The organism is Virgibacillus siamensis, assembly GCF_039522605.1.
GTDB lineage: Bacteria > Bacillota > Bacilli > Bacillales > Amphibacillaceae > Lentibacillus > Lentibacillus siamensis.
In genome coordinates, this window is sequence record NZ_BAAADS010000028.1 from 1 (window position 1) to 778 (window position 778).

1 protein-coding gene is annotated in these 778 nt (G+C 31.7%); it reads left to right on the forward strand.

Features of this window, described 5'->3' with window-relative positions:
* The coding region (locus ABD010_RS18180) for a hypothetical protein (RefSeq protein ID WP_343816466.1) at positions 1-778 on the forward strand (778 nt) is incomplete at both ends.

Below are 778 nucleotides of genomic sequence, written 5' to 3' on the forward strand. Positions count from 1 at the left end.
ATGGATTAGAGCATTTCCCTAGTGAGTTAAATCTAAAGATTAAAACCAGAGAAGACATTTCAAATATAAAAGACAGTCAAGTCATTGAAGGGTGCTACCTTCTAGGGATTATAGATGATGAAGCTTATACATTTTTGAAGCATTGTCTAGCTGTAAGAAATAATTTTACTGCTGCCCATGATACAGAAAGTCCAATAGACCCACTTGAGGCTTTAAATCTTATAAAAAACTGTGTTAAGTATGTCTTGCAAAGAGATGTCCCATCACCAGCAATGACTATCAACGATTTATTACAATATATACAATCAGAAAACTTTGATGTAGACCATTTTAAAGAGGTAATAAAAGACCAATCTCCAAAGATTATTGAATCTTTTCTAAGGAGAATATTTAGTGAATATATTGATCCTCAAACTACAAAAGATTATAGGGACAATTTGAAACTTATAATAAAGGAAGTTTGGGATAAGGTTGGTGAAGAAGTAAAAAGTGATATGGGGCAGAGGTTAATGCAATTAAAATTAGAAGATGAAGTTGACAAATCACTTTATGCAATGGATTTTATATTGCAGGTTAAAGGAATGAAATACATACCTAAGACGGTAAGAAAACATATTTTTATTAAAAAAAGTAGAGAGTTTTTACATGCCCACAGTGGTTTCAATAATTTTTATACAGAGGTTTCTCATGCTAAGGAACTTGAGGAATTGGGTTTTAACATTCCTGATGAGGCTATGAAGGCCTATGTAAAAGCAATTACTTTTAGTTACACTGGTAA